The sequence below is a fragment of the Flavobacterium plurextorum genome, assembly GCF_002217395.1.
GTDB classification, from domain to species: Bacteria; Bacteroidota; Bacteroidia; order Flavobacteriales; family Flavobacteriaceae; genus Flavobacterium; species Flavobacterium plurextorum.
On the sequence record NZ_MUHD01000021.1, the window covers coordinates 121,223 to 146,661 of the forward strand.

22 protein-coding genes are annotated in these 25,439 nt (G+C 33.4%); 15 read left to right on the forward strand and 7 right to left on the reverse strand.

What is annotated here, in order from left to right:
• Window positions 1-43: 43 nt before the first annotated feature.
• The 8 genes from topA to B0A81_RS12130 all read left to right on the forward strand — a co-directional run bounded on the left by topA (window position 44) and on the right by B0A81_RS12130 (window position 11,032).
• A complete protein-coding gene (topA, locus tag B0A81_RS12095; RefSeq protein WP_089058270.1) occupies window positions 44-2,560 on the forward strand; it encodes a type I DNA topoisomerase in 2,517 nt (838 codons plus the stop codon).
• 3 nt (window positions 2,561-2,563) lie between these two features.
• The gene (locus B0A81_RS12100; protein ID WP_089058271.1) at window positions 2,564-3,715 is read left to right on the forward strand and encodes a formimidoylglutamase; all 1,152 of its coding nucleotides are present in this window, start codon (window positions 2,564-2,566) and stop codon (window positions 3,713-3,715) included.
• A 262-nt stretch (window positions 3,716-3,977) separates the two neighbouring features.
• Window positions 3,978-5,381, forward strand: coding sequence for a T9SS ring complex lipoprotein PorK/GldK (porK, locus tag B0A81_RS12105; RefSeq protein ID WP_089053984.1), 1,404 nt, complete (start codon window positions 3,978-3,980; stop codon window positions 5,379-5,381).
• A gap of 69 nt (window positions 5,382-5,450) precedes the next feature.
• The gene (gene porL / locus B0A81_RS12110) at window positions 5,451-6,098 is read left to right on the forward strand and encodes a type IX secretion system motor protein PorL/GldL (protein ID WP_089053983.1); all 648 of its coding nucleotides are present in this window, start codon (window positions 5,451-5,453) and stop codon (window positions 6,096-6,098) included.
• 51 nt (window positions 6,099-6,149) lie between these two features.
• Window positions 6,150-7,691 carry a type IX secretion system motor protein PorM/GldM gene (gene porM / locus B0A81_RS12115; protein WP_089058272.1) on the forward strand — a complete coding sequence of 514 codons (1,542 nt, stop codon included), beginning with the start codon at window positions 6,150-6,152 and terminating at the stop codon, window positions 7,689-7,691.
• A 45-nt stretch (window positions 7,692-7,736) separates the two neighbouring features.
• Window positions 7,737-8,726, forward strand: a complete 990-nt coding sequence (porN, locus tag B0A81_RS12120; RefSeq protein ID WP_089053981.1) for a type IX secretion system ring subunit PorN/GldN — start codon at window positions 7,737-7,739, stop codon at window positions 8,724-8,726.
• 187 nt (window positions 8,727-8,913) lie between these two features.
• Complete coding sequence (gene porN, locus B0A81_RS12125; RefSeq protein ID WP_089058324.1) at window positions 8,914-9,903, forward strand: type IX secretion system ring subunit PorN/GldN; 990 nt, start codon at window positions 8,914-8,916, stop codon at window positions 9,901-9,903.
• 79 nt (window positions 9,904-9,982) lie between these two features.
• Window positions 9,983-11,032, forward strand: coding sequence for an NAD(P)/FAD-dependent oxidoreductase (locus tag B0A81_RS12130; RefSeq protein WP_089058273.1), 1,050 nt, complete (start codon window positions 9,983-9,985; stop codon window positions 11,030-11,032).
• Window position 11,033: 1 nt separating this feature from the next.
• On the opposite strand, the gene B0A81_RS12135 is transcribed toward B0A81_RS12130, so the two are convergent.
• Window positions 11,034-11,417 carry a DUF983 domain-containing protein gene (locus tag B0A81_RS12135; protein ID WP_089053978.1) on the reverse strand — a complete coding sequence of 128 codons (384 nt, stop codon included), beginning with the start codon at window positions 11,415-11,417 and terminating at the stop codon, window positions 11,034-11,036.
• Between the two features lie 66 nt (window positions 11,418-11,483).
• Here B0A81_RS12135 and abc-f point away from each other — a divergent pair, with 66 nt between their 5' ends.
• A complete protein-coding gene (abc-f, locus tag B0A81_RS12140) occupies window positions 11,484-13,397 on the forward strand; it encodes a ribosomal protection-like ABC-F family protein (RefSeq protein ID WP_089058274.1) in 1,914 nt (637 codons plus the stop codon).
• 64 nt (window positions 13,398-13,461) lie between these two features.
• Here abc-f and B0A81_RS12145 read toward each other — a convergent pair whose 3' ends face one another.
• Window positions 13,462-14,421 (reverse strand): App1 family protein, encoded by a 960-nt coding sequence (locus B0A81_RS12145; protein ID WP_089058275.1) that lies wholly within the window; start codon window positions 14,419-14,421, stop codon window positions 13,462-13,464.
• A gap of 63 nt (window positions 14,422-14,484) precedes the next feature.
• On the opposite strand from B0A81_RS12145, the gene B0A81_RS12150 reads away from it, so the two are divergent.
• On the forward strand, window positions 14,485-15,354 hold the full coding sequence (locus B0A81_RS12150) for a diacylglycerol/lipid kinase family protein (protein ID WP_089058276.1): 870 nt from the start codon (window positions 14,485-14,487) through the stop codon (window positions 15,352-15,354).
• A 232-nt stretch (window positions 15,355-15,586) separates the two neighbouring features.
• Here B0A81_RS12150 and B0A81_RS12155 read toward each other — a convergent pair whose 3' ends face one another.
• Both B0A81_RS12155 and B0A81_RS12160 read right to left on the reverse strand, forming a co-directional pair.
• Window positions 15,587-16,732 (reverse strand): peptidogalycan biosysnthesis protein, encoded by a 1,146-nt coding sequence (locus B0A81_RS12155; RefSeq protein ID WP_089058277.1) that lies wholly within the window; start codon window positions 16,730-16,732, stop codon window positions 15,587-15,589.
• 118 nt (window positions 16,733-16,850) lie between these two features.
• Entirely contained in the window at window positions 16,851-17,339 is a 489-nt protein-coding gene (locus tag B0A81_RS12160; RefSeq protein ID WP_089053973.1) for a DUF1761 domain-containing protein, read from the reverse strand.
• 187 nt (window positions 17,340-17,526) lie between these two features.
• Between B0A81_RS12160 and B0A81_RS12165 the strand changes: the two genes are divergently transcribed.
• Together B0A81_RS12165 and B0A81_RS12170 are read left to right on the forward strand one after the other, a co-directional pair.
• A complete protein-coding gene (locus B0A81_RS12165; RefSeq protein WP_089058278.1) occupies window positions 17,527-18,312 on the forward strand; it encodes a leucine-rich repeat domain-containing protein in 786 nt (261 codons plus the stop codon).
• A gap of 257 nt (window positions 18,313-18,569) precedes the next feature.
• Complete coding sequence (locus B0A81_RS12170; protein ID WP_089058279.1) at window positions 18,570-18,875, forward strand: hypothetical protein; 306 nt, start codon at window positions 18,570-18,572, stop codon at window positions 18,873-18,875.
• Window positions 18,876-18,941: 66 nt separating this feature from the next.
• On the opposite strand, the gene B0A81_RS12175 is transcribed toward B0A81_RS12170, so the two are convergent.
• Window positions 18,942-19,235: a GNAT family N-acetyltransferase gene (locus tag B0A81_RS12175; protein ID WP_089058280.1), complete on the reverse strand. Its 294-nt coding sequence runs from the start codon at window positions 19,233-19,235 to the stop codon at window positions 18,942-18,944.
• Between the two features lie 192 nt (window positions 19,236-19,427).
• On the opposite strand from B0A81_RS12175, the gene B0A81_RS12180 reads away from it, so the two are divergent.
• The 3 genes from B0A81_RS12180 to B0A81_RS12190 all read left to right on the forward strand — a co-directional run bounded on the left by B0A81_RS12180 (window position 19,428) and on the right by B0A81_RS12190 (window position 21,929).
• The gene (locus B0A81_RS12180; protein WP_089058281.1) at window positions 19,428-20,279 is read left to right on the forward strand and encodes a helix-turn-helix domain-containing protein; all 852 of its coding nucleotides are present in this window, start codon (window positions 19,428-19,430) and stop codon (window positions 20,277-20,279) included.
• Between the two features lie 62 nt (window positions 20,280-20,341).
• On the forward strand, window positions 20,342-20,905 hold the full coding sequence (rclC, locus tag B0A81_RS12185; protein WP_089058282.1) for a reactive chlorine resistance membrane protein RclC: 564 nt from the start codon (window positions 20,342-20,344) through the stop codon (window positions 20,903-20,905).
• A 4-nt stretch (window positions 20,906-20,909) separates the two neighbouring features.
• Window positions 20,910-21,929, forward strand: coding sequence for an HPP family protein (locus B0A81_RS12190; RefSeq protein ID WP_123922178.1), 1,020 nt, complete (start codon window positions 20,910-20,912; stop codon window positions 21,927-21,929).
• A 16-nt stretch (window positions 21,930-21,945) separates the two neighbouring features.
• On the opposite strand, the gene B0A81_RS12195 is transcribed toward B0A81_RS12190, so the two are convergent.
• Both B0A81_RS12195 and B0A81_RS12200 read right to left on the reverse strand, forming a co-directional pair.
• Entirely contained in the window at window positions 21,946-22,368 is a 423-nt protein-coding gene (locus B0A81_RS12195) for an MgtC/SapB family protein (RefSeq protein WP_089058284.1), read from the reverse strand.
• A 108-nt stretch (window positions 22,369-22,476) separates the two neighbouring features.
• A complete protein-coding gene (locus tag B0A81_RS12200; protein ID WP_089058285.1) occupies window positions 22,477-25,428 on the reverse strand; it encodes an FAD-binding and (Fe-S)-binding domain-containing protein in 2,952 nt (983 codons plus the stop codon).
• Window positions 25,429-25,439 lie beyond the last annotated feature (11 nt).

A 25,439-nucleotide genomic window follows, 5' to 3' on the forward strand; every position in this document is an offset into this window, starting at 1 on the left:
TATTTAAAAAAAATAAATACTTTTGTTGCAGAAAAATAGAGCAATGGCAAAGAATTTAGTAATAGTGGAGTCACCTGCAAAGGCGAAAACAATCGAGAAATTTCTAGGAAGCGATTTTCAGGTGGAGTCAAGTTATGGTCACATAGCCGACTTACCATCAAAGGAAATAGGAGTAGATGTAGAGAATGGTTTTAAACCTAAATATGAAGTTTCTCCAGATAAAAAAGCTTTGGTAAGTAAACTTAAGACACTATCTAAGAATGCCGAAACGGTTTGGTTAGCAAGCGATGAGGACCGCGAGGGTGAGGCTATTTCTTGGCACTTGGCGGAAGAACTGAAACTAGATAAAAAGAAAACGAAACGTATTGTTTTTCATGAGATTACAAAATCTGCGATTCTTAAAGCAATTGATAATCCAAGAGAAATTGATTATAATTTAGTAAATGCACAACAGGCACGTCGTGTTTTGGATCGTTTAGTAGGTTACGAATTATCGCCAGTTTTATGGAGAAAAATTAAAGGCGGACTTTCTGCAGGACGTGTACAATCAGTTTCTGTACGTTTGATTGTTGAGAGAGAGCGCGAAATTCAGAATTTTAATGCAGTTGCAACGTATTCAATTGTTGCCGAGTTTGTGAACGAAGCTGGAAAAGCTTTTAAAGCAAAACTGCCAAAAAACTTCAATACTAAAAAAGAAGCCGAAGATTTCTTAAATAAAAATATCGGTTCTAAATATAAGGTAGCAGATTTAGAAACTAAACCTACCAAAAAATCTCCAACAGCACCTTTTACAACTTCAACGTTGCAGCAAGAAGCAGCGAGAAAATTGTATTTACCAGTTGGAATTACAATGCAGTTAGCACAGCGTTTATACGAAGCCGGACTTATTACTTATATGAGAACCGATTCGGTAAATCTTTCTAAAGAAGCAATGGACGCCGCTGAAGCTGAAATTATAAAATCATACGGGAAAGAGTTTTCGAAACCTAGAGTTTTTGCAAACAAGAATAAAGGAGCGCAAGAAGCGCACGAAGCAATTCGTCCGACAGATATGTCGCGTCATACTGTAAATATTGATCGTGATCAGGCTCGTTTATACGATTTGATTTGGAAAAGAACTTTGGCTTCGCAAATGAGTGATGCACAGTTAGAAAGAACAAACGTAAAAATTGAAGCAGATAATCACAGTGAAATTTTTACAGCTTCTGGAGAAGTATTGCTTTTCGAAGGTTTCTTAAAAGTGTACTTAGAAGGTCATGATGACGATGAAGAAGAGCAAGAAGGAATGCTTCCTGCATTAAAAGTAAACGAAAAACTAGCAAATAATTATATTACAGCTACAGAGCGATATTCAAGGCCGCCGGCACGTTATACTGAGGCATCTTTGGTGAAGAAACTAGAGGAACTTGGTATTGGACGTCCGTCTACTTATGCGCCAACTATTTCGACTATTATCAATAGAAATTATGTTGAAAAAGGAACTCTTGAAGGTCAAGAACGTAATTATACACAGCTTACTTTGCAAAACAGCAAAGTAGGAGAGAAAGTTTTAAAAGAAAACACAGGTTCTGATAAAGGAAAATTGGTTCCAACAGATATCGGAACTATTGTAACAGATTTCTTGGTTAAAAACTTCGGAAATATTTTAGATTATAATTTTACGGCAAAAGTTGAGCAGGATTTTGATGAAATTGCTGAAGGAAATATTGACTGGGCAAAAATGATGCAGGATTTCTACAATAAATTTCATCCAAATGTAAAAGAAGTTGAGGCAAATGCTGAACGTGAAAGCGGTGAAAGAATTCTAGGAAAAGATGCTGATGGAAGACAAGTTTCTGTTCGTTTAGGGAAATTTGGTCCAATGGCTCAAATTGGAGAAGCTGACGACGAAGATAAAAAGTTCGCCAGCTTAATGTCAGATCAAAATATTGGAAATATTACGCTTGAAGAAGCTTTGAATTTGTTTTTGCTTCCTAAAAGTTTAGGGGAGTACAAAGGAGAAGAAGTAGAGGTGAGTAATGGTCGTTATGGTCCTTATGTTCGTCACGGAAGTGTGTTTATTTCATTGCCTCGTGGAGAAGATCCTTTGGGAGTTTCGAAAGAAAGAGCGCAAGAGTTAATCGACGAAAAAGCACTTGCTGATGCGCCGATTGCGGTATACAAAGGAGAGCCTGTTCAGAAAGGTGTGGGGCGTTTTGGTCCTTTCATTAAATGGAATGGTCTTTTTGTAAATGTGAGTAAAAAATACAATTTTGATAATTTATCTCAGGCTGATGTTGAAGAACTGATTGAAGATAAATTGCAAAAAAATATAGATAAAGTACTTCACAATTGGGAAGACGAAGGGATTTTGGTTGAGAAAGCGCGTTGGGGGCGTTCTGTAATTACAAAAGGTAAAATCAAAATTGAATTGAGTAAAGATGTTGATGCAACAAAATTAACATTGGCAGAAGTTCAAGAAATGATTGCTAAGAAAACTCCAGCAAAAAAAGCGCCAGCGAAAAAAGCGGCAACAACTAAAAAAACTCCAGCTAAAAAACCAGCTGCTAAAAAGAAATAATAAATGGAATTTGATTTTCTACAACCGTTAAATGAAAGCATAGTAAATTTCATAAGTTCATTGTCTTCACAAGAACTCGGCAGTAAAATTGTGTTGCATACACAGGATCAATTTCCAGATATTGATAAAATTAATATTGCTATTGTCGGCGTTCTTGAGGACCGCCGAAATATCAATATGATAAATGAAGTGAATCTTACAGCGGTTCGTAAAAAACTGTACGGAATGTTTCCTGGTAATTGGGATGCTTCTATAGCTGACCTTGGAGATATTCTTGCAGGTGATTCTGTAGAGGATACTTATTTTGCAGTAAAAAAAGTTACTTCGACTTTAATTAAGAATAAAGTGATTCCTATAGTCCTTGGAGGTTCACAAGATTTGACCTATGCTTTATATCGTGCTTATGATGATTTAGAGCAAATGGTGAATTTGGTTTCTGTAGATAATAGATTTGATTTTGGTAAAGAAAATGAGCTTGTTTCAGCTAATTCTTATCTGACTAAGATTATTATTGACGCACCAAATAACCTTTTTAACTACTGTAATATTGGTTATCAAACGTATTATAATTCACAAGAAGAAATTGATTTAATTGAGAAGTTGTTTTTTGATTCTTATCGTTTAGGTGAAATCTCTAATAAAATTACGCTGGCCGAACCTGTGTTTAGAGATGCTGATTTAGTGAGTATTGATCTAAATTCTGTCAAGTCTTCTGCTTCAGGTAATGTTGTTACTTTTGAGCCAAATGGTTTTAACGGAAAAGAAATTTGTGCTTTGGCTAGATATGCCGGAATTAGTGATAAAGTTTCTTCATTTGGAATTTTTAATCATAATAGTACAGCGCAGGAATCGCCTATTATCGCACAAATTGTTTGGTATTTTATTGAAGGATATCATTATCGTTCAAAAGAGTATCCGTTTGGCAGCAGAACAAATTACTTAAAGTATATTGTGCCTTTAGAAGAAGAAGAGTTGGTTTTCTATAAAAGTGATAAAACGGACAGATGGTGGATAGAAATTCCGTTTGAAACAAATGGCAGCAATAAACTGAAAAGAAATACGTTATTACCATGTTCGTATGAAGAATATTTGAGTGCTTGCAACCAAGAATTGCCAGAAAGATGGTGGAAAGCACAGCGAAAAAATGCTTTATAGAACGAAAATTCAATAGAATTCTTAATTTTTTTGAATTACAAAATATTGCAGAATATTTTTTAGTAAGATAAGGTTTATATATGGTAAAAAAACGTGTTTTACGTCGATTTTTTCGGTTAGTTTGTCGATAAAATATTTTTTTTTTATTTTATTTAACATTATTTTTGAACGATAAAATAAATTTCGCGAGTAGTATTGTTTTTTAGATAAATAATAAATACGTTTACGAACTATAATAATGAATAGATAATCCCAAATTTATATGAAGAAGTTTATTGCATTTACAGCAATGTTAACACTAGTAATTGGCTGTGGTAAGTCAGGAGACAAAGGTGAGTTGGTTGGTGTTACAGGAGGGAAATGGCATCCTGAAAAGCCTTACGGAATGACATTGGTTCCGGGTGGATCTTTTATTATGGGTAAATCAGATGCTGATTTAGCTAATGTAGAAGATGCTCCAACTAAATCAGTAACGGTTCGTTCATTCTATATGGATGAAACTGAGATTACTAACAGTGAGTATCGTCAATTTGTAGAATGGGTAAAAGATTCTACAATGAGAGTTCGTTTGGCTATTTTAGCTGATGAAACTGGTCAAAAAAGTACTGGTGGTAAAGGCAGTAAAGGCGGAAGCATCGCTGATTATGCATTTAATGATTCTGAGCCGGATAAAATGACTGCTTATGATAAATATATGTATGATAATTATTATAGTGTAGGAACAAAAGATGATCCGTATGCTGGTAGAAAATTAAACAAAAAAATTAAGTTAATAAAAGATACAAAAGCTTATCCAGACGAGTATTATGCTGAGGTAATGGATTCTATGTATTTGCCTATTGAAGAATCATATAATGGTTTAAGAACAATTGATGTAAATAAATTGAAATTCCGTTATTCTTGGATGGATATTCAAGCTGCGGCAAAAGCTAAAGTTGGAAAAAGAAAAGACTTTGTTAAAACAGAGCAGGTAAGCGTTTATCCAGATACAACAGTTTGGATTAAAGATTTCGCTTATTCATACAATGAGCCAATGCATAACGATTATTTCTGGCATAAAGCTTATGGTGATTATCCAGTAGTTGGTGTAACTTGGAAACAAGCTAAAGCATTTTGTGCTTGGAGAACACTAAACAAAAACGGTTACATCAAATCAAAGAAAAAAGGACGTGATTTAGTTAATGCATTCAGATTGCCAACAGAGGCAGAATGGGAATATGCTGCTAGAGGAGGTCTTGAGTCTGCAACTTACCCTTGGGGAGGTCCTTATACTAAAAGTGATAGAGGTTGTTTCTTAGCAAACTTTAAACCTAACAGAGGAGATTATGCAGCTGACGAAGCTTTATACACAGTTGAAGCAAAATCATACGATCCTAATGGTTACGGATTATACAATATGGCAGGAAACGTTTCAGAGTGGACAGATTCAGCTTATAATCCAAATGCATACGAATATGTTTCTACAATGAACCCTAACGTAATTGATGGAAACAATCAAAGAAAAGTTGTTCGTGGTGGTTCATGGAAAGACGTTGCTTATTTCCTACAGGTAAGTACACGTGATCACGAATACGCTGATTCAGCAAGAAGTTATATTGGTTTCAGAACTGTACAAGATTACATGGGAACTCAAGTAACTGGAAACGGAACCGGTAAAAAGAAATAGTATATTACAATTAAAATCAATACAAATCCAAATCGAATCTATTTAAATTAAAACCTAAAAAAAAGAATTATGGCATTATTAAGTAAAAAAGCAATGAATTTCGCTTATGGTATGGGAGCGGCAGTAGTAATTATTGGAGCTTTATTCAAAATTACTCACTTTGAATTGGGACCATTAACAGGAACTGTTATGCTTTCAATTGGATTGGTTACTGAAGCAATAATTTTTGCATTATCTGCTTTTGAACCAGTTGAAGATGAACTAGACTGGACTCTTGTTTATCCTGAATTAGCTAATGGTCAAGCGAGAAAGAAAGCTGAGAAAGTAGAAACTCCAACTGATGCCCAAGGATTACTATCTCAAAAATTAGATGCAATGTTGAAAGAAGCTAAAATTGACGGTGAGTTAATGTCAAGCTTAGGAAACAGCATTAAAAACTTTGAAGGAGCTGCAAAAGCAATTTCTCCAACAGTTGATTCTATCGCAGGACAAAAGAAATATGCAGAAGAAATGTCTATGGCTGCTGCTCAAATGGAATCATTAAACAGTTTATATAAAGTACAATTAGAAAGTGCTTCAAGAAACGCACAAGCAAACAGCGAAATCGCTGAAAATGCTTCTAAATTAAAAGAACAAATGCAATCTATGACTGCAAACATTGCTTCATTAAACAGTGTTTATGGTGGTATGCTTTCTGCAATGAGTAACAAAGGATAATTAGTTTTTGACTATTATATTAAATTTATTAATAAGAACTAATTAGAAAAAATGGCAGGAGGAAAATTAACCCCTAGACAGAAGATGATTAACCTGATGTATCTGGTTTTCATCGCAATGTTAGCAATGAACGTATCAAAAGAAGTTATATCTGCTTTTGGTTTGATGAACGAAAAATTTGAAGGTGCAAATACAAGTTCAATTGAAACAAATGCAAGTTTATTAACTGCTTTAGATCAAAAAGCAGCTGAAGCAAAAGGAGAATTTGCTGTAGCTGCAGAAACAGCTCACAAAGTAGAAGCAATTTCAAAAGAATTTTATGGTTATATAGGTACTCTTAAAGCGCAGGCCGTTAAAGGTTTTGAAGTTGATAAGGCAACTGGAAAAATGCCTTATGAGTCTATGGACAGAGGTGATAATATCGACGACTGGTTTACAGGAGACGGGTACACTAAAAAAGGTACAGAAATTATCTCTAAAATAGAAAAATATAAATCAGACATTAAAGCAGCTTTAGGATCAGATAAAAAATACGCTGCAATTATTTCGGAAGTGGAGAAAAAATTCGACGTTTCTGATGTAAAAAATAAAGACGGTATTAAAGAGAAATATTTAGCATACCACTTCAAAGGATTTCCTGCAATTGCATCTGCAGCTAAACTTTCAGCATGGCAGAATGACGTTCAAAAAGTAGAAGCTGATGTTTATAACAGTGCTTTAGGAAAAGCAGCTGTTGCAGCAGCGTCTTACAGCAACTATAAAGCAATCGTTGTTTTAGATAAAAATGCCTATTTTCAAGGAGATCCTGTAACAGGTAAAGTTGTTTTAGGTCGTTATGATGAAAATACAAAACCAACATCATTTACTGGACCTGGAAAAATTGATGCTAACGGACAGGCGATTATTTCGATGACAGCTGGAGCAATAGGTGAACAAAACATTAATGGACAATTTACTTTCTTAGAAGATGGAAAAACTATTCCGCTTAAATTTGAAGGAAAATATGTTGTAGTACCAAGACCAAATTCAGCTACAATTTCTGCTGATAAAATGAATGTGGTTTATAGAGGTGTTGTTAATCCAATGACTATCTCTTTTGCAGGAGTTTCAGATAAAGATATTTCAGCTTCAGCTCCAGGGTTGACTAAGGTTGGAAATGGAAAGTATCAAATGAGTCCTGGTCAAGGAACAGAAGTTACAATTAATGTTACAGCTAAATTGCCAGATGGTAAATCTGCATCTGACAGAAAGGTCTTCAGAATTAAGGGTATTCCTGGTCCAACGGGAACAATTAGAGGTGAGATGGGTGTTGTAAAAGGACCTAAATCTAACTTAGAAATTGCTACTATTGGAGCTAAATTACTTGATTTTGATTTTGAAGTTGGTTTAGATGTTGTAGGATTTAATATGAAAATTGCTGGACAGCCTACGGTTGTTGTAAGCGGAAACAGATTAAATGCTCAATGTAAACAAGTTCTTTCTAGAGCTGGTAAAGGAGACCAAGTTACTATTTCTGAAATTAAAACTAAACTTGTTGGAGCTGGTAGTTATTTATTGCCAAGAACTGCTCCGGTAATTTACGAAATACAATAATATAAGTAGTGAAAACTACATTCAATATCTTATAATGATACCACGATGAAAGTAAGAAATTTTTTAATAGCTATTGTTTCTATCGCTGGAGGTTTAACTTCTAATGCGCAATCTAATTTGCTTAACGCGAAAACACCAGCCCAAATTGGACTTAAAACTCCTGCTCAGCTTATCTCTGATAACGATAAGCCATTAGCTTATGGTTATGTGGACGATAGAGATGTTTTGATGGGAAAAACTACTTGGGAAATTATTGATTTAAATGAAAAAATCAATTTTCCATTATACTTTCCTATAGATACAGCTAATATTGGTTCAGATAGACGTTCGCTTTACGACGTTTTGACGAAAGCTATCAAAAAAGGTAAAATAACTGAAGTGTACAGCGATAGTTATTTCAATACTAAAAAGTCTATGAAAGACATCGAAGGTGCATTGTCTCGTATTGATACAACAGATGCTGGTAGAGAATTAATCAACCAATATCCAGATGATTATAAAACACGTGTCGTTAAGAAAAAAGTTGTTACTGGTACTGGTAAGAAAAAAGTTGTTTCTTATGTAGACGAAACAGTTGGTCCAACAAGATCTGTACCTGCAGAATATATTTTGAAACAAGATTTAACTGCTGCTGATGTTACGCAATACAAGATTAAAGGATACTGGTATTTTGACAAACGTCAAAGTGAATTGAAGTATCGTTTACTTGGAATTTGTCCTGTAACGCCAGACGTTTATACAATGAACAGTGACGAAAAGGATTATATCGAATTATTCTGGGTTTTCTTCCCGAATGCTCGTGAAGCGCTGCATGAAGCAAAAGCTTTCAATGATAACAATTCGGCATTGCCAATTTCATTTGATCAGATACTAAATTCTCGTCGTTTTAACGCAGTTGTTTACAAAGAGGAGAACTTATATGGAGACAGAGCAATCAGTGACTATATGAAGGATAATGCTCAAAATCAATTGTTAGAATCTGAAAGAGTAAAAGAGAAGATTCGTAACTTCGAGCAAGATATGTGGAACTATTAAGTGTCTATATTAAATTTTAAGAAAAACTCTTACTACCTTTGTAGTAAGAGTTTTTTTATTTTAACTACTATTTATGCCTCTTTAAATTCTGCCTTTTTTGAGGATGAAATAATTTTTTAACGAGTTGTAGGAAAAATAACAACAAACTTCGTATTTTTGCGTTATAACGTCTTATAATTAAATTATGATGAGAGTAACAAGATTTTTAATGGTGTTTGTTTTTATTGTGGGAAGCTTTGCTTCAAACGCACAATCAAATTTGCTTAATGCTAAGACAGTTGCTCAAATTGGGCAAAAATCTCCCGGAAGGTTGATTTCAGATAATGATAAACCATTATCTTACGGTTACGTAGATGATCGTGATGTATTGATGGGCAAAACAACATGGGAGATTATTGATTTGAATGAAAAAATCAATTTTCCATTTTATTTTCCTGTAGATACTGCAAACATTGGTCCAGAAAGACGTTCACTTTATGATGTTTTGACAAAAGCGATCAGACAAGGTAAAATAACAGAAGTGTATTCTGATAGTTATTTTAATACCAAAAAGTCAATGAAAGACATTGAAGGCTCTTTGACTCGCGTTGATACTACAGACGCAGGTAGAGAACTTATTAATCAGTATCCGGATGATTATAAATCACGTGTCGTAAAGAAAAAAGTTGTTACTGGTACTGGTAAAAAGAAAGTTGTTTCGTATGTAGATCAAACAATTGGTCCAACAAGAACTGTTCCTGCGGAATATATCTTAAAGCAAGATCTTACCGCTGCTGATGTTACACAGTACAAGATTAAAGGGTATTGGTATTTTGATAAACGTCAGAGTGAATTGAAGTATCGCTTACTTGGAATTTGTCCTGTAACTCCAGATGTTTATACTATGAATAGCGACGAAAAAGATTATATCGAATTGTTCTGGGTGTTTTTTCCAAATGCTCGAGATGTTCTAAATCAAGCAAAAGCTTTTAATGATAAAAACTCGGCGGCACCAATTTCATTTGATCAGGTTTTAAATTCTAGACGTTTTAATTCTATAATTTATAAAGAAGAAAATATGTATGGTGATCGTGAAATTAAAGATTACATGAAAAATAATGCTCAAGAACAATTATTAGAGTCTGAAAGAGTAAAAGAGAAAATACGAAATTTCGAAGAAGATATGTGGAACTACTAATTTTCTAATATTAAATTATTAAACGAAACTCTTACTATCTTTGTAGTAAGAGTTTTTTTTATCTTATCTATACAACAACATGTTTGATTATATTATCGTTGGATCTGGTTTGGCAGGAATTTCATTTGCAGAGATTGCACTTAGAAACAACAAGTCTATTTTAGTAATTAGTGATAACTCTCAAAATTCATCTCGAGTTGCGGGAGGATTGTATAATCCAGTTATTTTGAAGCGTTTTAGCGAGGTTTGGAAGGCGGAGGAGCAGTTAGTATTAATGGAAGATTTTTATAATCATATTGAGACTAAACTAAAAGCGAAATTTAATTTTAAACTGCCGATTCTAAGGAAATTTTTCTCGATAGAAGAGCAAAACAATTGGTTTGCAGCTTCAGATAAGCCTCTTTTAGCACCATTTCTTTCAACGAATTTAATCTTTACAAAATATTTTGGCATAGATTCTCCCTTTGATTACGGCGAAGTTTTGCATACTGGTTATGTTGATACTTCTCTTTTATTAGATAAATACAAAGAATATCTTTTAGAAAATGATTTCTTGCTGCAAGAATCTTTTGATTACTCAAAACTAATAATTAATGATAATTCAGTTCAATACAAAGAGCATCAAGCAAAAAATGTAATTTTTGCAGAAGGTTTTGGACTTCATGCAAATCCTTTTTTTCAAGAATTGCCTTTGGATGGCACTAAAGGAGAGCTTTTGATTATAAAAGCACCAGAACTTGATTTAGATGTAATTGTAAACACCAGTGTCTTTATTCTGCCTTTAGGCGATCATTTATATAAAGTAGGAGCAACTTATAATTGGAAAGACAAAACGGATCTGCCAACGGAAGAAGGCAAAACAGAATTAGTGGAACGAATTAAGGAAATTATCAATTGTGATTTCGAAATTGTTTCTCATTTTGGAGGTGTTCGTCCAACTGTTCGTGACAGGCGTCCCATTATAGGAACACATGACAAACATCAATCGCTTCATTTGTTAAATGGTCTGGGTACACGCGGTGTAATGTTAGGTCCTGCGATGGCTAAAGATTTATTTGATTTTATTGAAAACAAAAAACCATTAGATCCTACAATAGATATTCAGCGATTTTATAAAAAGAGAAAATAGGTTATTTTCGATTTGTTTCTGGATCATAAGAAACAAACATGTTAATGTATAAATTTCTGGAAAGTCGTAAAACAAACGGAAATAATAGAATTAGTGTAATAACTATCGCTATAAAAGACTGCTCTATATTGGCTCCAAAAAATACAAAAGAAACAATAAAAGCAGCAATTCCTACGGCAACATTTAAACCATAACTAACATACATTGCGCCATAAAAAAATGAAGGTTCTATTTGATATTTGAAACCGCAATGGCTGCAATTCTCGTTCATTTTTAGAACATTAGTCAAATGAAGCGGATTTTTGTCTGAATACATGCTCTCATTTTGACATTTTGGACAACTTCCTGTTAAAATACTATTTAGTTTGGATCCTTTTTTTAACATTTGCAAAAAATTTAAAACAAAGGTACATTTTTGTACCAATACTGCTTGCAACAATAGTCACAAATTATGCTTAATATACACAATCTTTCGGTTTCTTTTGGAGGAACATATTTATTTGAAGAAGTTACTTTTCGTTTAGGTGCCGGCGACCGAGTTGGTCTTGTTGGTAAAAACGGAGCAGGTAAATCGACAATGCTAAAAATGTTAGCAAGAGATTTTGCTCCTGACTCGGGAGTTATCTCTCAAGAGAAAGATATCAGAATGGGATTTCTGCGTCAGGATATTGATTTTGAGCAAGGAAGAACCGTACTTGAAGAAGCGTATGAAGCTTTTACCGATATTAAAGTTGTAGAGAAGAAGTTGGAAGAAATCAATCATCAATTAGTTACAAGAACTGATTATGAAAGTGAGGAATACAGCCAGATCATCGAAGATTTATCTGATTACACGCATCGTTTTGATCTTTTAGGAGGTTATAATTATGTTGGAGATACAGAGAAAATTCTTTTAGGTTTAGGTTTTAAAAGAGAAGTATTCAATAATCAAACCGAAACATTTTCTGGAGGTTGGAGAATGCGTATCGAATTAGCAAAATTACTTTTGCAGGCTAACGATGTATTGCTTCTGGATGAGCCAACCAACCACTTAGATATCGAAAGTATCATTTGGTTAGAGAATTTCCTTCGTAATTATCCTGGAGTTGTAGTAATTGTATCCCACGATAAAATGTTCCTTGATAATGTTACAAACCGTACAATCGAAATCTCTTTAGGAAAAGCATACGACTTTAATAAACCTTATTCTCAATATTTAGAATTACGTCATGAAATTCGCGAAAAGCAATTGGCAACGCAAAAAAATCAGGCGAAGAAAATTGAAGAAACAGAAAAATTAATCGAGAAATTCCGTGCAAAAGCCTCAAAAGCTTCAATGGCGCAATCGTTGATTAAAAAGTTAGATAAAGTTGAAAGAATCGAAGTTGATGAAGATGATAATTCAGTAATGAACATCTCATTTCCAGTTTCAAAAGAACCTGGAAAAGTTGTTATTGAAGCTGAAGATGTAACAAAAAGTTACGGCGATAAAACCATTTTAAAAGATATTAGTTTATTAGTAGAACGAGGCAGTAAAATTGCTTTTGTCGGCCAAAACGGACAAGGAAAGTCGACTTTCATTAAAGCATTGGTTAATGAATTCGAGTACCAAGGAAATATCAAATTAGGACATAATGTACAACTAGGTTATTTTGCACAGAATCAAGCTGAATACTTAGATGGCGAAATTACTTTGCTTCAAACAATGGAAGATGCGGCGACAGATACAAATCGCTCTAAAGTTCGTGATATGTTGGGTTCGTTTTTGTTCCGTGGAGACGATGTTGAGAAAAAAGTAAAAGTGCTTTCTGGAGGAGAACGTAACCGTTTGGCACTTTGTAAACTATTATTACAGCCAATCAATGTGTTGTTGATGGATGAGCCTACAAACCACTTAGATATTAAATCTAAAAACGTTTTAAAGGCGGCACTTCAAAAATTTGGTGGCACTTTATTGTTAGTTTCTCACGACAGGGATTTCTTGCAGGGAATGTCGAATATTGTTTATGAATTCAAAGATCAAAAAATCAGAGAATATTTAGGAGATATTAATTTTTTCTTAGAACAGCGTAATTTAGAAAACATGCGTGAAGTCGAGAAAAAAGATGTTGTAAAAACAGCAGCTCCAAAAGAAAATAATAAAACTTCTTACGAAGATCAGAAAAAAGGAAAAGCGCTTCAAAACCGTTTAAGTAAAGTCGAAAGTCAAATCAAACAGTTAGAAAAAGACATTCAGCATGACGATAAAATGCTGGCTTCTAATTATGACAAACATATCGAAGATGCTTCATTTTTTACCGCTTATAATAAAAAGAAACAAGATCTTGACCAATTGCTTTTAGATTGGGAGATCGTTCAGGAAGAGATCGACAATTTTAATGCTTAATATAGAGTTGTTTCAAGTTTAAAGTTTCACGTTACAGAACCTGAAACTTTAAACCTGAAACTATTTAAATAATTCCAATAGATTTAGAATGTGCAATTGCTTCACTGCTTTCTTTAAAATAGCAAACGGCAACATCAAGAGATTCTAAATTTTGCATCACTTTTTTTACTTCGCCTTTCTGTGATTTACCAGTTTGTCTTATGTAAACAGCAACTACAGTAACGGGGAAAATTTTACAAATTCGCTCATATAAAACAGGATCCTGCTGCGAATCGTCACCCAATAATACATATTTAAGGTTCGGATAGAATTCTAAAACGTGTTTTATCTTGTCAAATTTATGATCATGATTACCGCGTCCGCTCATAAAAAAGTCAGTAAGACTCCTTTTAATATCTTTTAACAGAATTACAGCTCTCGGTAAATGGTGTATTTTGGCAAATTTCACAATAAATCGGTACAAATTCCATTCGCTGCTCGAGATAAAGAAAAAGGCATTTTCGCCCTCAGTATTATGACGTCCAGCAGAACTTAAAGCTTGATAATGCGATACAACATCTTTGAATACTCTGCGGTCGTTTACATTTTTAAAAAGTAGAATATATATTTTTCGAAAGATATTCTGAGTATGTGAAATCAAAAAAGTATCATCAATATCAGATATTATTCCTAAATTTCCTTTGTGCGGTCTAATGAAATTTGCTTTAGATACAATAATTTCCGAGTCATATTTTATGCTCACTTCGTATTCGATCCATCCAAAATGCGTTTCTTTTTCAAGCGGAATGCAAAATTTAAAATAACCATCTTCAAGCGTTTTTGTATGAATCTCTTGATTGCCATACTTTAAATAAACATCAAAATTTTCAAGTGTTTTTATCCTAAACTGATTGATAATCGAGCTGGCATTTTTGAAGTTTTTTTTCTGAAAATCGTAGTCGTAAGTTCTTTTAAAGACATGCCCCATTACAATTAATTCTTCTTCATTGGCATAACCTCGATATAATTGTAAAATTGGTTTCATTAATTCCGTACTTTTATAGAGTACTGTAAATTAATTATTTTAATTGGTTTTAAAAATAAAATTTTGAAAAAGAATATACTATTTGTTGTAAATCCTATTTCTGGAGATCTTGATAAAACAGATTTGATCGATGCTGTTAGAGAATTTGCAGCAGTAAATCATTTTGATTTGAGGGTTTATGAAACTACAGGAAAAAATGATCTAAAAGAGATACAAACATTATACAATCAATATAATCCAGAGCGAATTATCATTGCGGGAGGCGACGGAACTATTAAAATGGTAGCTGAAGCAATGGAGCAATACGATATAATTCTTGGGATTCTGCCAGCAGGTTCTGCAAATGGTCTTTCGGTCGATTTGAACTTACCTTCAAGTATAGAGGAGAATCTTAGAATTGCATTTTTACATGATTATATCGAGATGGATATGATTTGTATAAACGGTAAAAAAAGTATTCATTTAAGTGACCTTGGTTTAAATGCCAATTTGGTAAAAAACTATGAGCAAAGTGATTTACGAGGTTTTTGGGGATATGCTTTGCAGGCGTTTTCGGCTCTAAAAGAATCAGAGGAACCTTTTATTGCAACTATTTTGGCGAATAATGAAGAAGTTGAGCATACGGCAAGAATGCTTGTAATTGCCAATTCACAAAAGTATGGAACAGGAGTAGTTATTAATCCGAATGGTGCAATGAATGACGGAAAATTTGAATTAGTAATTTTAAAAAGTCTCGATTTATTGTTGATCGGAAAAATCATTACAGGGAATATGCCAATTGACTCTGATGATATTGTTATTATTTCAACAGATAAAGCAACTATAAAAACAGATTATCCAGTTAATTTTCAAATTGATGGTGAATATTGTGGAGCACAGACTAATCTAGAAGTTCATATTTTGCATAAGCAGATGAAAATAGCAATTCCGTAAGTGAAAATAGAATTTTAGTTTTATACTAAATTACCACAATCATTGTCATTTCGATCCCGAGGCTTCGGGAGAGAAATCTTCGTAAGAAACGCTATAAAGATTGGTTTTTCGTTGCGGAGTTACTCGCGGAGATTTGCTTCGCCTGTTCGCTATCGCGCGAGTTTCCTGCGTCGAAATGACAAAAATGCGCAAACGAACTTTGAATTTAAGCTTTTACCAAAGTTTTACGTGACTATTTAAAAGGATTTCGTTCCTGCCATTCCGTTTTAGGTTCCAGGTAATTAAAGAATCTCCCAATATTGTGATTGATTAATGTATTGCTGTGCGTAATTAAGCCATACATTTTTACTGGTTTCGCGCCCACAGAACTTTTAATTTCAAGAGCAGTTCGAGCAAATACAATTGATGAAAAACCTTGATTAATTGAATACGCAATCATATCGTAAAGCATATTTAAATAAAGCATTTTTTCGCGTTGAATACTTTCATCATATCCTAAAAAATAAGTATCCATTACAGCTCCATTCTTTATCAATGTGTTAAAACCAATTAGTTTTTCATCTAGAAAATAACCATAAAGCAAAAAATCATCTTTCATGATTTCTTTAAAAAAGCTAAAATGATTTCGAGCTAAGAAAAAAGTATTAAAAGGCGCATTTTTGGCCACATGAAAATACAACTCGTAAATAACATCTTCATATTTTCGAATATCAGAAAGTGACATTTTTTTCTTTTCAATTCCTTCAGATTTTTTTCGTGCCCGTTTGTACTGATCTCGATATTTTTTTGACAAAGCGTCGATATAGTCTTGTTCGGTTTTCCAATTTCTATTGATTTCAAAAACCATATTGGGCTGAGTCGAAAAAGTATAATTGTTTTTAAATTCAGCTTGCAAAGGCTCAATTTCTTTTGCAGTAAAATCTTTTATACTCGTAATATGTACTTTTTTACCTTGTGATTTTAAATCTTTTTTGAGCTGTGTAATTGCTTTATGAAGTGTTTTAATTGCTTTTGCTTCTTTTATATTTGGACTAAAAGCAAAGGCATTTTGACCTGTCAGCATATTGTTGCCAACAAATAAAACATGTGATGCAAAGTTTTTGAAAGCAAAATTACGCACAGAAGTTTTCAAGCATTGATCACGTTCACCAAAAGATTCCAGCTTTTCGGCAAATAAAAACTGAGTTAATGCAATTCCTAAAAGAGTTTCTTTATCAAAAATTCCAATAAAATGACAGATCATATTTACAGGAGAAGAATTTTCGAGTATCTCGAGATATTCCCGTGTCAAAAAGATGTTATTATCAGCCAGCGAGTTCCATTCTAAAGGCAGTAACGAAGCGCTGTTGTAGATTTGAAAAGAATAAGTTGTATTCAAAAGAGAGTGCTAATTTGTTCAAAATTAGATAATTTTTATAAAAACTCAATTCCTTTAAGTAATTATTAAGAAAAGCCCGTTTGAATTTAATTTTTCAAACGGGTTAGTTCTTTGTTATTTATGCAAATCCGCAGATAATACCGCCCATTAAAGCAAGTGTAACCATCCAATAACCAGCATGAATAAAAATATATTTCCAAGACTTTCTTTCGAATAGTCCATTAATTCCAACAATTGGAAGTGCAAAAAATAAACCCGACATAAATCCATGAAGTGCACCATGTTTAAAGGTGCGATATGCTGTGCCATAATCGGCCATAAAAGCTTTAAATGATGGTTTTGCAGCATCAATCAAAGGCGGACCGCCAACCATTCCGACAGCTCCAGATTGATGAATGGTTAATCCCATTAATATTACCGTAATCATCAAAGAAAAAATATAAGTAAACCCAAATATTTTGAGCATATTTCCAGTTTTAAGATCATCTTCGGTAAAATTATTTTCTTTCATCCAAATTGTACCAAATACTTTAGGATGGTACCAAATAAAACCAACTACCAACGTGACAATTGCGGCTAATAAAAGCGCAGAGAAGTGAATTTCCATATTATGAGGTTTTTAGAATTAGTTGATTCAAAAATAGTTAAAAAAATGATTATGTTGCTAAAAGTTAAAAAAGTAGTAAAAATAACACATGGTTTTTATTTATTAACACTTTATCGACAATATATGCTTTATGTCTAGTAATTGCCTAATTTTGATAATAGAAAAATCTAATTCCCCAAAATTAGTTATGAAAAGCTTAACCACTCTTTTTTTAGCGTTTGTTTTTTCTCTAAATACTTTTGCAGATACTGTTTCAGATAAAGAGAAAGAGGCGTTACTAAAATTTTATCATGCTACAAATGGCTCCCAATGGAAGATAAAATGGGATCTATCGCTTTCTATTTCAACTTGGTATGGTGTTGAAATAGAAAATGGAAAAGTAGCAGGACTTAATCTGCCAGACAATAATCTGCAGGGAGAATTACCTCTTGAGTTTTTTGATTTAGTCAATTTAGAAAGAATTGATCTTCATAAAAATAAATTGGTGGGAACATTGCCAAATGCTGTCAGCGGTTTTAAAGAACTTGAAGTTCTAGATATTTCATCTAATAAAATATCAGGCCAATTACCTTTAAATTTTGGGAATTTAAAAAAGTTAGAAATACTTTCATTGTTTGACAATGAAATTGAAGGACAACTTCCTAGCTCAATATATACAATTACAACCTTAAAAGTACTGCTTTTAAACAGTAATAAATTCTCTGGAAACTTAAGTAAAGAGATATTGAATTTAAATGCTCTGCAAAACCTAAGTTTATTTAATAACAGTTTTGACGGCGAAATTCCCGAAGAACTGGGAAAATTAAAAAACTTATCAGAGATGAATCTTTCCTACAATAAATTTAAAGGAGCTGTTTCAAAAAAACTAACCTTGCTGGATTCGTTGAATATGACAATGTTTGATGAAGATGGAAATCCATTTTTATTAGATTTAATTGAAGAAAAAATACCCGAAAATATTATCGCAAATTAATCGTGCTTATGAATGAATTTTACTCGTTGAAAAAAGTTGATTAAATATATTTAGTTAATTGCCGAAAAACCGTAATTCTTTACGGTTTTTTTTATTTAATTTTTTGAGTTTATGAATTGTTAAAAGGCATTGCAGTTATTTTTATTGTTTTAATTTTGTCAAATAAATTTGATGTTAGTTTTTAAAACATTCATTTTTTTTCATAACTTTAAATATGAGTAAAGAGAAAAACATATAACCTTTTTAATTATAAAATTATGGTATTACAATATCAAGGTGAACAACACGGAAAAGCGACTACTTTTACAATAAGAATTATTGGTAACAACTTGTCAAAAAGCAGCTCCAATTATCAGATTGATTTATTAATAGGAGATAATAAACTGCCTACTTTTACTACTTCAATTCATCAAAGTCTGTCGAATTGCTTGAAAGAAATTTACTTGTTTAGAAAACATAACGGAATCAAGTTTAATGAAGCATCAGAAAAGATAACTTCACTTTATGTGCCTTATGATAAGGTTTTGTACAATTATAATAAACATGCACTGTTTATGGCTTAATAAGCCATTTAATATTATATATAAAAAGACTGCTCGCTTGGGCAGTCTTTTTTTGTTTTATCAGTTTTATAATTCTTTATTATGAAACAATGAATTAGCTTGATATTCTGGATGTTTGTCGATGTAAGCCTTTATGTAAGGACAATACGGTTTTACCTTAAGATGATTTTCTTCTGCATAATCCAAAACATATTTTGCTATATATGCCGCTAATCCTCGTCCAGATAATTCTGGCGGAACCTCAGTATGAATATAAGCAATACCGCCATCAAATAATTTGTATTGTTCAAACGCCATATGTCCATCTACGTGAATCTCAAAACGTTTGTCTTTTTCGTTGTTTATAACCGTATATTCCATAATTGATTTTTTTTAGTATTGTAAAATTAGTAAGTATAAAACCTAGTAGACTTAATCTATGACAAGAAATTTTAAAAAACAGCATTGATCGAGCTATTCTTTTATAGTCTTTAAAAGTCAGTTCCCCAAAATAATACTCTAACTTTGAGTACTGCTTAAAAAAGCAAATAGAATTTACAGAATAAATCATCAATGAAAGATAAAGAAAATAATCAAAAAGGTTGTTCAGTGCAGGAATGCAGTATAGATGATATTAATCATTTGGGCAGTTCGCCGCTTTACACGATATTTTTATTTGAAGGCAGCGGGAAAGTAAGTGTAGATTTAGTCGAGTACTCTTTTAATGGCAAAATTGTACTGTTTTCAACGCCATACCAAATGGTTTATTTTAATGTAAAATCTCCAATTAAAGTTAGAAAACTGCAGTTTCACGGTGATTTTTACTGTATTGAATATCATAAAAAAGAAGTCGCCTGCAATGGACTTTTGTTTAATAATATTTATCAGCAGACTTTTATAAATCTTAAAGAAGAAGACTTTGCCGAAATTGATTCCATCTTGAGAAAAATGATAATCGAGCTTCAAGAGTCGAATACTTACGCTGCAGCAGTTGTAAAAGCGTATTTACAACTGATTTTGGCATTATGCAGTAAAATTAAATCTAAAGATAACAGCATCGAAGCAGAAAAGAATGCACATCATCCGTTGATGAATTTTAAGGAGCTGCTGGAAAATAATTTTCATAAAGAAAGGCAGCCTTCTTTTTATGCTGCAAAAATGGGGATTTCTCCCAATAATTTTTCGAAGATCTGCAAGCAGTATTTCTTAAAAACACCGTCAACATTAATTCATGAAAGAGTAATACTTGAATCTAAAAAGTTAATTCATCTGACTTATAAGAGTATGAAAGAAATTGCGGCTGAATTGAATTTTGATGATGAGAATTATTTTAGCCGTTACTTTAAAAAACATACTGGAATTACGCCAACTGCTTTTCGTGAAAATGTTGGAATATCTATCGTAGCAGATTTGTCCAGACAATAGCCATATTTGTCCATTGTGGTCTAAATTGACTCTTCTTAATTTTGTGTCTAAATACTTAGACTATGAAAATCTTAATCATTTTATCAAAATTACAAGGGCAGTTTATCAATTTTATGCGAATCGCTATTCTTATCGTTATGGTGTGGATTGGCGGACTTAAAGCTTTTCAATATGAGGCTGACGGAATCGTTCCTTTTGTAGCCAACAGCCCTTTGATGAGTTTCTTTTATAATAATCCGCAAGAATATAAAGAACATAAAAATAAAGAAGGGGAGATGGTTCAAAAGAATATTGAATGGAATCATCAAAACGGAACGTATAGTTTTTCGTATGCTTTGGGAACTGCTATTGTTATTATTGGTGCGTTGACTTTTTTGGGGATTTTTAATAATCGTTTGGGACTTATCGGCGGATTGCTTACTGCAGGTATGGCATTGGTAACTCTTACTTTTTTAATTACAACTCCAGAAACTTGGGTTCCTAATTTGGGAGGCGATCTGCCAACTCCGCAATTTGGTTTTCCTTATTTATCAGGAGCTGGTCGATTAGTTGTAAAAGATATTATTATGATGGCCGGCGGTTTGATTGTTGCTTCTGATTCTGCTAAAAAGCTTCTGAAAGATTAAAAAAATGAACAAACATAAGTTAATTAGATATTTGTTTGCGTTCATCATGATTGTTTTGATGGTCGGCATTTCAGAATGGCTGGGTGAAAAGGAAATTTTGTTTCCCGAAATGGCAGCATTGGTGCTGGGATTTTGGGTTATCGATAAAAAAATATGGACAGTCAGCAGACCAATGTTAATAGTGTTGATGACTGTTTGTGCTTTTTTTGGAATTTTACTGGTTCGTTTTTCTCCATTTCCACTTTTAGTAAACATTGCCATTTCATTTGTTTTTACTTCGGCATGTCTTGTTGTAACACGAACTACTTTAATACCCATAACATCTGCTGCGATGCTGCCTGTGTTATTAGGAACGGAATCTTTTATTTATCCAATTTCTGTATTTGTAATGAGCCTTTTGGTAGTTTTTGGACAATGGTTTTTGGAGAAAAACGGACTGCGTAAGGCGGTTATAATTGATCTAAAGAAAGGAAAATACAAATATACACTTCAGCATTGGATCAAATTACTTTTTGGATTACTGCTTATCGCGGCGATTCCGGTTTTAAATAATCAATTGTATTACATAGTTCCACCATTAGTAGTTATGTTTATAGAGTTCAGCTCATCATCATCAGGATTTAGAAATCGTCCGCTGCAGGTTTATTTGGTTGTTGTAATCGCCGCTTTTTTAGGAACTATTTTTCAGTATTATGTGCATACACTACTTGGCTTGTCGCTGATGTTTACAGTAACGCTATTGTTTTTATGCCTTTTTGTTCTTTTTGAAATCACCAGAAAACCATTTGCTCCAGCTTGTGCTATTGCTTTGGTTCCAATGATTATTCCTCAAAACAATCTGCTTTTATATCCTTTTCAGGCAGCAGTTGGTTCAGCCGTATTTTTATTTACGGCGATGGTATTTTTTTTAAAATGCTATCGATGGAAACGAAAACATCTTCTAATTTGTTTTCTTCCTCAGTTTGTCAGATGCAGAATTGATCGCCCAAATCGTAAAGAGCGAAAAATTCAAGAATTAGGGTAAAATTAAAAGGAGAATATTACTTCCTGTTTTTCAACCATCTTTCGATTGGTTCAATGGCGGTGTTGATAATGATAACAATAAGTGTACAAATTAAAGCTTCGGCAAAATAACCAGAAGCAGCAATACAGCCAATTGCGGCACTGCACCATATTGTAGCGGCCGAGTTTAAGCCATGTACATTATCGCCTTCTCTAAAAATGACTCCTGCACCTAGAAAACCAACGCCCATAACAACCTGAGCTGTTATACGAGTTACATCAACATTTAAGGCAGTATCTGCAACTTTTATAGATAATAATACAAAAGTTGCGGCTCCTATTGCCACCAGTGTATTCGTTTTTAATCCCGTTTCTTTATGATGCCATTGTCTTTCAAAACCTATAATTAATCCCGCTAAAGTGGCGGCAGCAAGTCTTGTTAAAAATTCTGTCGTGCTCAAAATTATTACTTTTTAGATCATTAAAAAAGATTCATTTTCTTGTAAAAGCTGTAATCTTAACATAAAGATATTTAAAAAATAAATATACTCAACGAGTTTAAAAAGAATCTATTTTAATGCCTCAAACAATATTTCTACCGGATGTTGTGCTTTACGACCTGTACCATCTGCAATTTGATGCCTGCAGCTTGTTCCTGATGCCGAAATTAATGCAGCCTGTTCTTCTGAACGAATTGTTGGAAACAAAACCAGTTCTCCTATTTTCATAGATATATCATAATGCTCTTTTTCATAACCAAAAGAACCCGCCATACCGCAGCATCCACTCGGAATGTTTAAAACGGTATAGTTTTTTGGAAGCATTAAAATTTTCTTTAACGGTACTAATGAGGATAAAGCTTTCTGAAAACAATGTCCATGCATACGCACACGTTCTATTTTATCAGTAAAACTGGCTGATGAAATACGACCTTTGTCTAGTTCTGAAGCTAAAAATTCTTCAAATAAAAAGGTTTTTGAAGCCGCTAATTTTGCTTTTTCTTTTAAATCGCCGCGACATAAATCGGGATATTCATCTCGAAAAGATAAAATTCCCGAAGGTTCTATTCCAATTAAAATTCCATCTTTAGGTATGCTTTTTTCAAAATCAAGAATATTTTGTTCCACTATTTCTCGTGCTTCTTTCAACATTCCTTTAGAAAGATAGGTTCTACCGCTGATGCCGATTTTCGGAATTTCCACTTGATAACCTAAACGATTTAAAAGTTTAACAGCCGTTTGACCAATTTTAACGTCATAATAATTCAAAAATTCATCATTGTACAAATACACTTTACCATTTGTAAAATCGCCTTTTTGAGTATAGTTTTTCATCCATTTTTCAAAAGTGATTTTATGCATTGAAGGCAATTTTCTCTCCACTGCAAAACCCGATGCTTTTTTTATAATATTTCCTAAAACACCTTTGGTCGATAAATTGTAAATCCAAGGTACTGCTGCAAACAAATGATTTATTTTGGGTGTATTTCCAATCAATTTCGAACGGAATTTAATACCGTTTTTATCGTGATAGTGTTGTAATGTTTCGGCTTTTAGTTTTGCCATATCAACATTCGACGGGCATTCAGATTTACAACCTTTACAGCTTAAGCATAAATCGAGAACTTCAAGAAGACCTTCGTCATCAAATTTGTTTTCTTTCTTCGAATTCGTTATCGTTTCTCTTAAAATGTTTGCCCTTGCACGTGTTGTGTGTTTTTCGTCGCGAGTTGCCATATAGCTTGGGCACATTGTACCGCCGCTTTTTTCGGTTTTTCGGCAGTCTCCAGAACCATTGCACATTTCAGCTGCACGCAAAATTCCGTTGTGCTCAGAAAAGTCAAAATAAGTTTCAGGCATTGGTGTTTCTTGACCAGCTGTATATCTTAAACTGGTATCCATAGGCGGCGTATTTACAATTTTACCAGGATTAAAAACACCCCAAGGATCCCAAACTTCTTTTATTTGAACAAACATTTGATAGATTTCGTCACCCAGCATAAGCGGAATAAATTCTCCTCGAAGTCTTCCGTCACCGTGTTCGCCGCTCAAAGAACCTTTATATTTTTTAACTAAATGTGCAATGTCTGTTGCGATAGTTCTAAAAATTGCTGTGCCTTCCTCTGTTTTTAAATCGATAATAGGGCGCAGGTGCAATTCGCCCGTTGCGGCGTGAGCATAATGCACACAGTTTAAATTTCTTTCTTTTAAAACTGCATTGAAATCTTCAATAAAATCTGGTAAATCGTTTACATCGACGGCCGTATCTTCAATTACAGCAACAGCTTTGGCATCGCCGGGAATATTTGATAATAAACCTAATCCAGCTTTTCTTAAAGCCCATACTTTATTAGTGTCTTCTCCGTAAACGATTGGAAAATGATATCCAAGATTTTTAGAGCGCATCAAAGCTTCCATTTCTATCGCAACAGCGTCAATTTCTTCTTGAGTATCACGTAAAAATTCGACTGCTAAAATCGCTTGCGGATCGCCTTTTACAAAAAAGCGATTTTTGCTTTGCTCAATGTTTTCTTTTGTACATTCTAGAATATAATGATCGATTAACTCAACGCTGTCTGGATTGAATTTTAAGGCTTCAATATTGGCTTTTAATGATTCATTAATGCTGTCAAAATGTATGCAGACTAAAGCGGCGTGAGGTTTTAGTGCTTCAACTAAATTTAATTTTATGGCTGTAGAAAAAAATAAAGTTCCTTCAGATCCTGCAATTAATTTACAAAAATTGAACTTTTCGTCTGAATCTCCAAAAGGCATAGAATCTGCCAATAAATCTAAAGCATAACCCGTATTTCTTCTCGGGATTGTTTTTTTAGGAAAATTATCCTCGAATAATATTCTGTTGGTTTCTAATGATAAAAGATCTTTAGCTTGAAGATAAATGGCTTGTTCGAGAGGACTTACGATATTAATTCCGTTGCATTTGTCTTCGAATTCGGCATTTGTCAAAGCACCAAAAGTAACCTCGCAGCCATCAGCCAGAAAGCCTTTAACTTCAAGTAGATGTTCACGAGTAGAACCATAAACAACAGATCGTGCACCGCAGGCATTATTGCCAACCATACCGCCAATCATGCAGCGATTACTGGTAGAAGTTTCAGGTCCAAAGAACAGTTTATATGATTTTAAATGAAGATTTAATTCATCACGAATTACTCCGGGTTCTACCCAAGCCGTTTTTTCAATTGGATCAACGGAAATGATTTTGGTAAATTCCTGCGAAATATCAACTATAATTCCATTTCCAACCACTTGACCAGCAAGTGAGGTTCCGGCAGCACGCGGTATTATGCTGCTTTTATTTTCTCTTGCAAAGGCAATGATTTTCTGAATATCTTCTTTCGTTTTTGGAACTGCAACGGCCAAAGGCATTTCTTTGTAAGCGCTTGCATCAGTAGCATAAAGCAGACGCATGGTATGATCGTAAAATAATTTACCTTCTAATTGCTTTTCTAAACTTTCAAGATTAATAGAATTCTTGGAAAGGATATTATTGTTATTCATTTTAATACAGT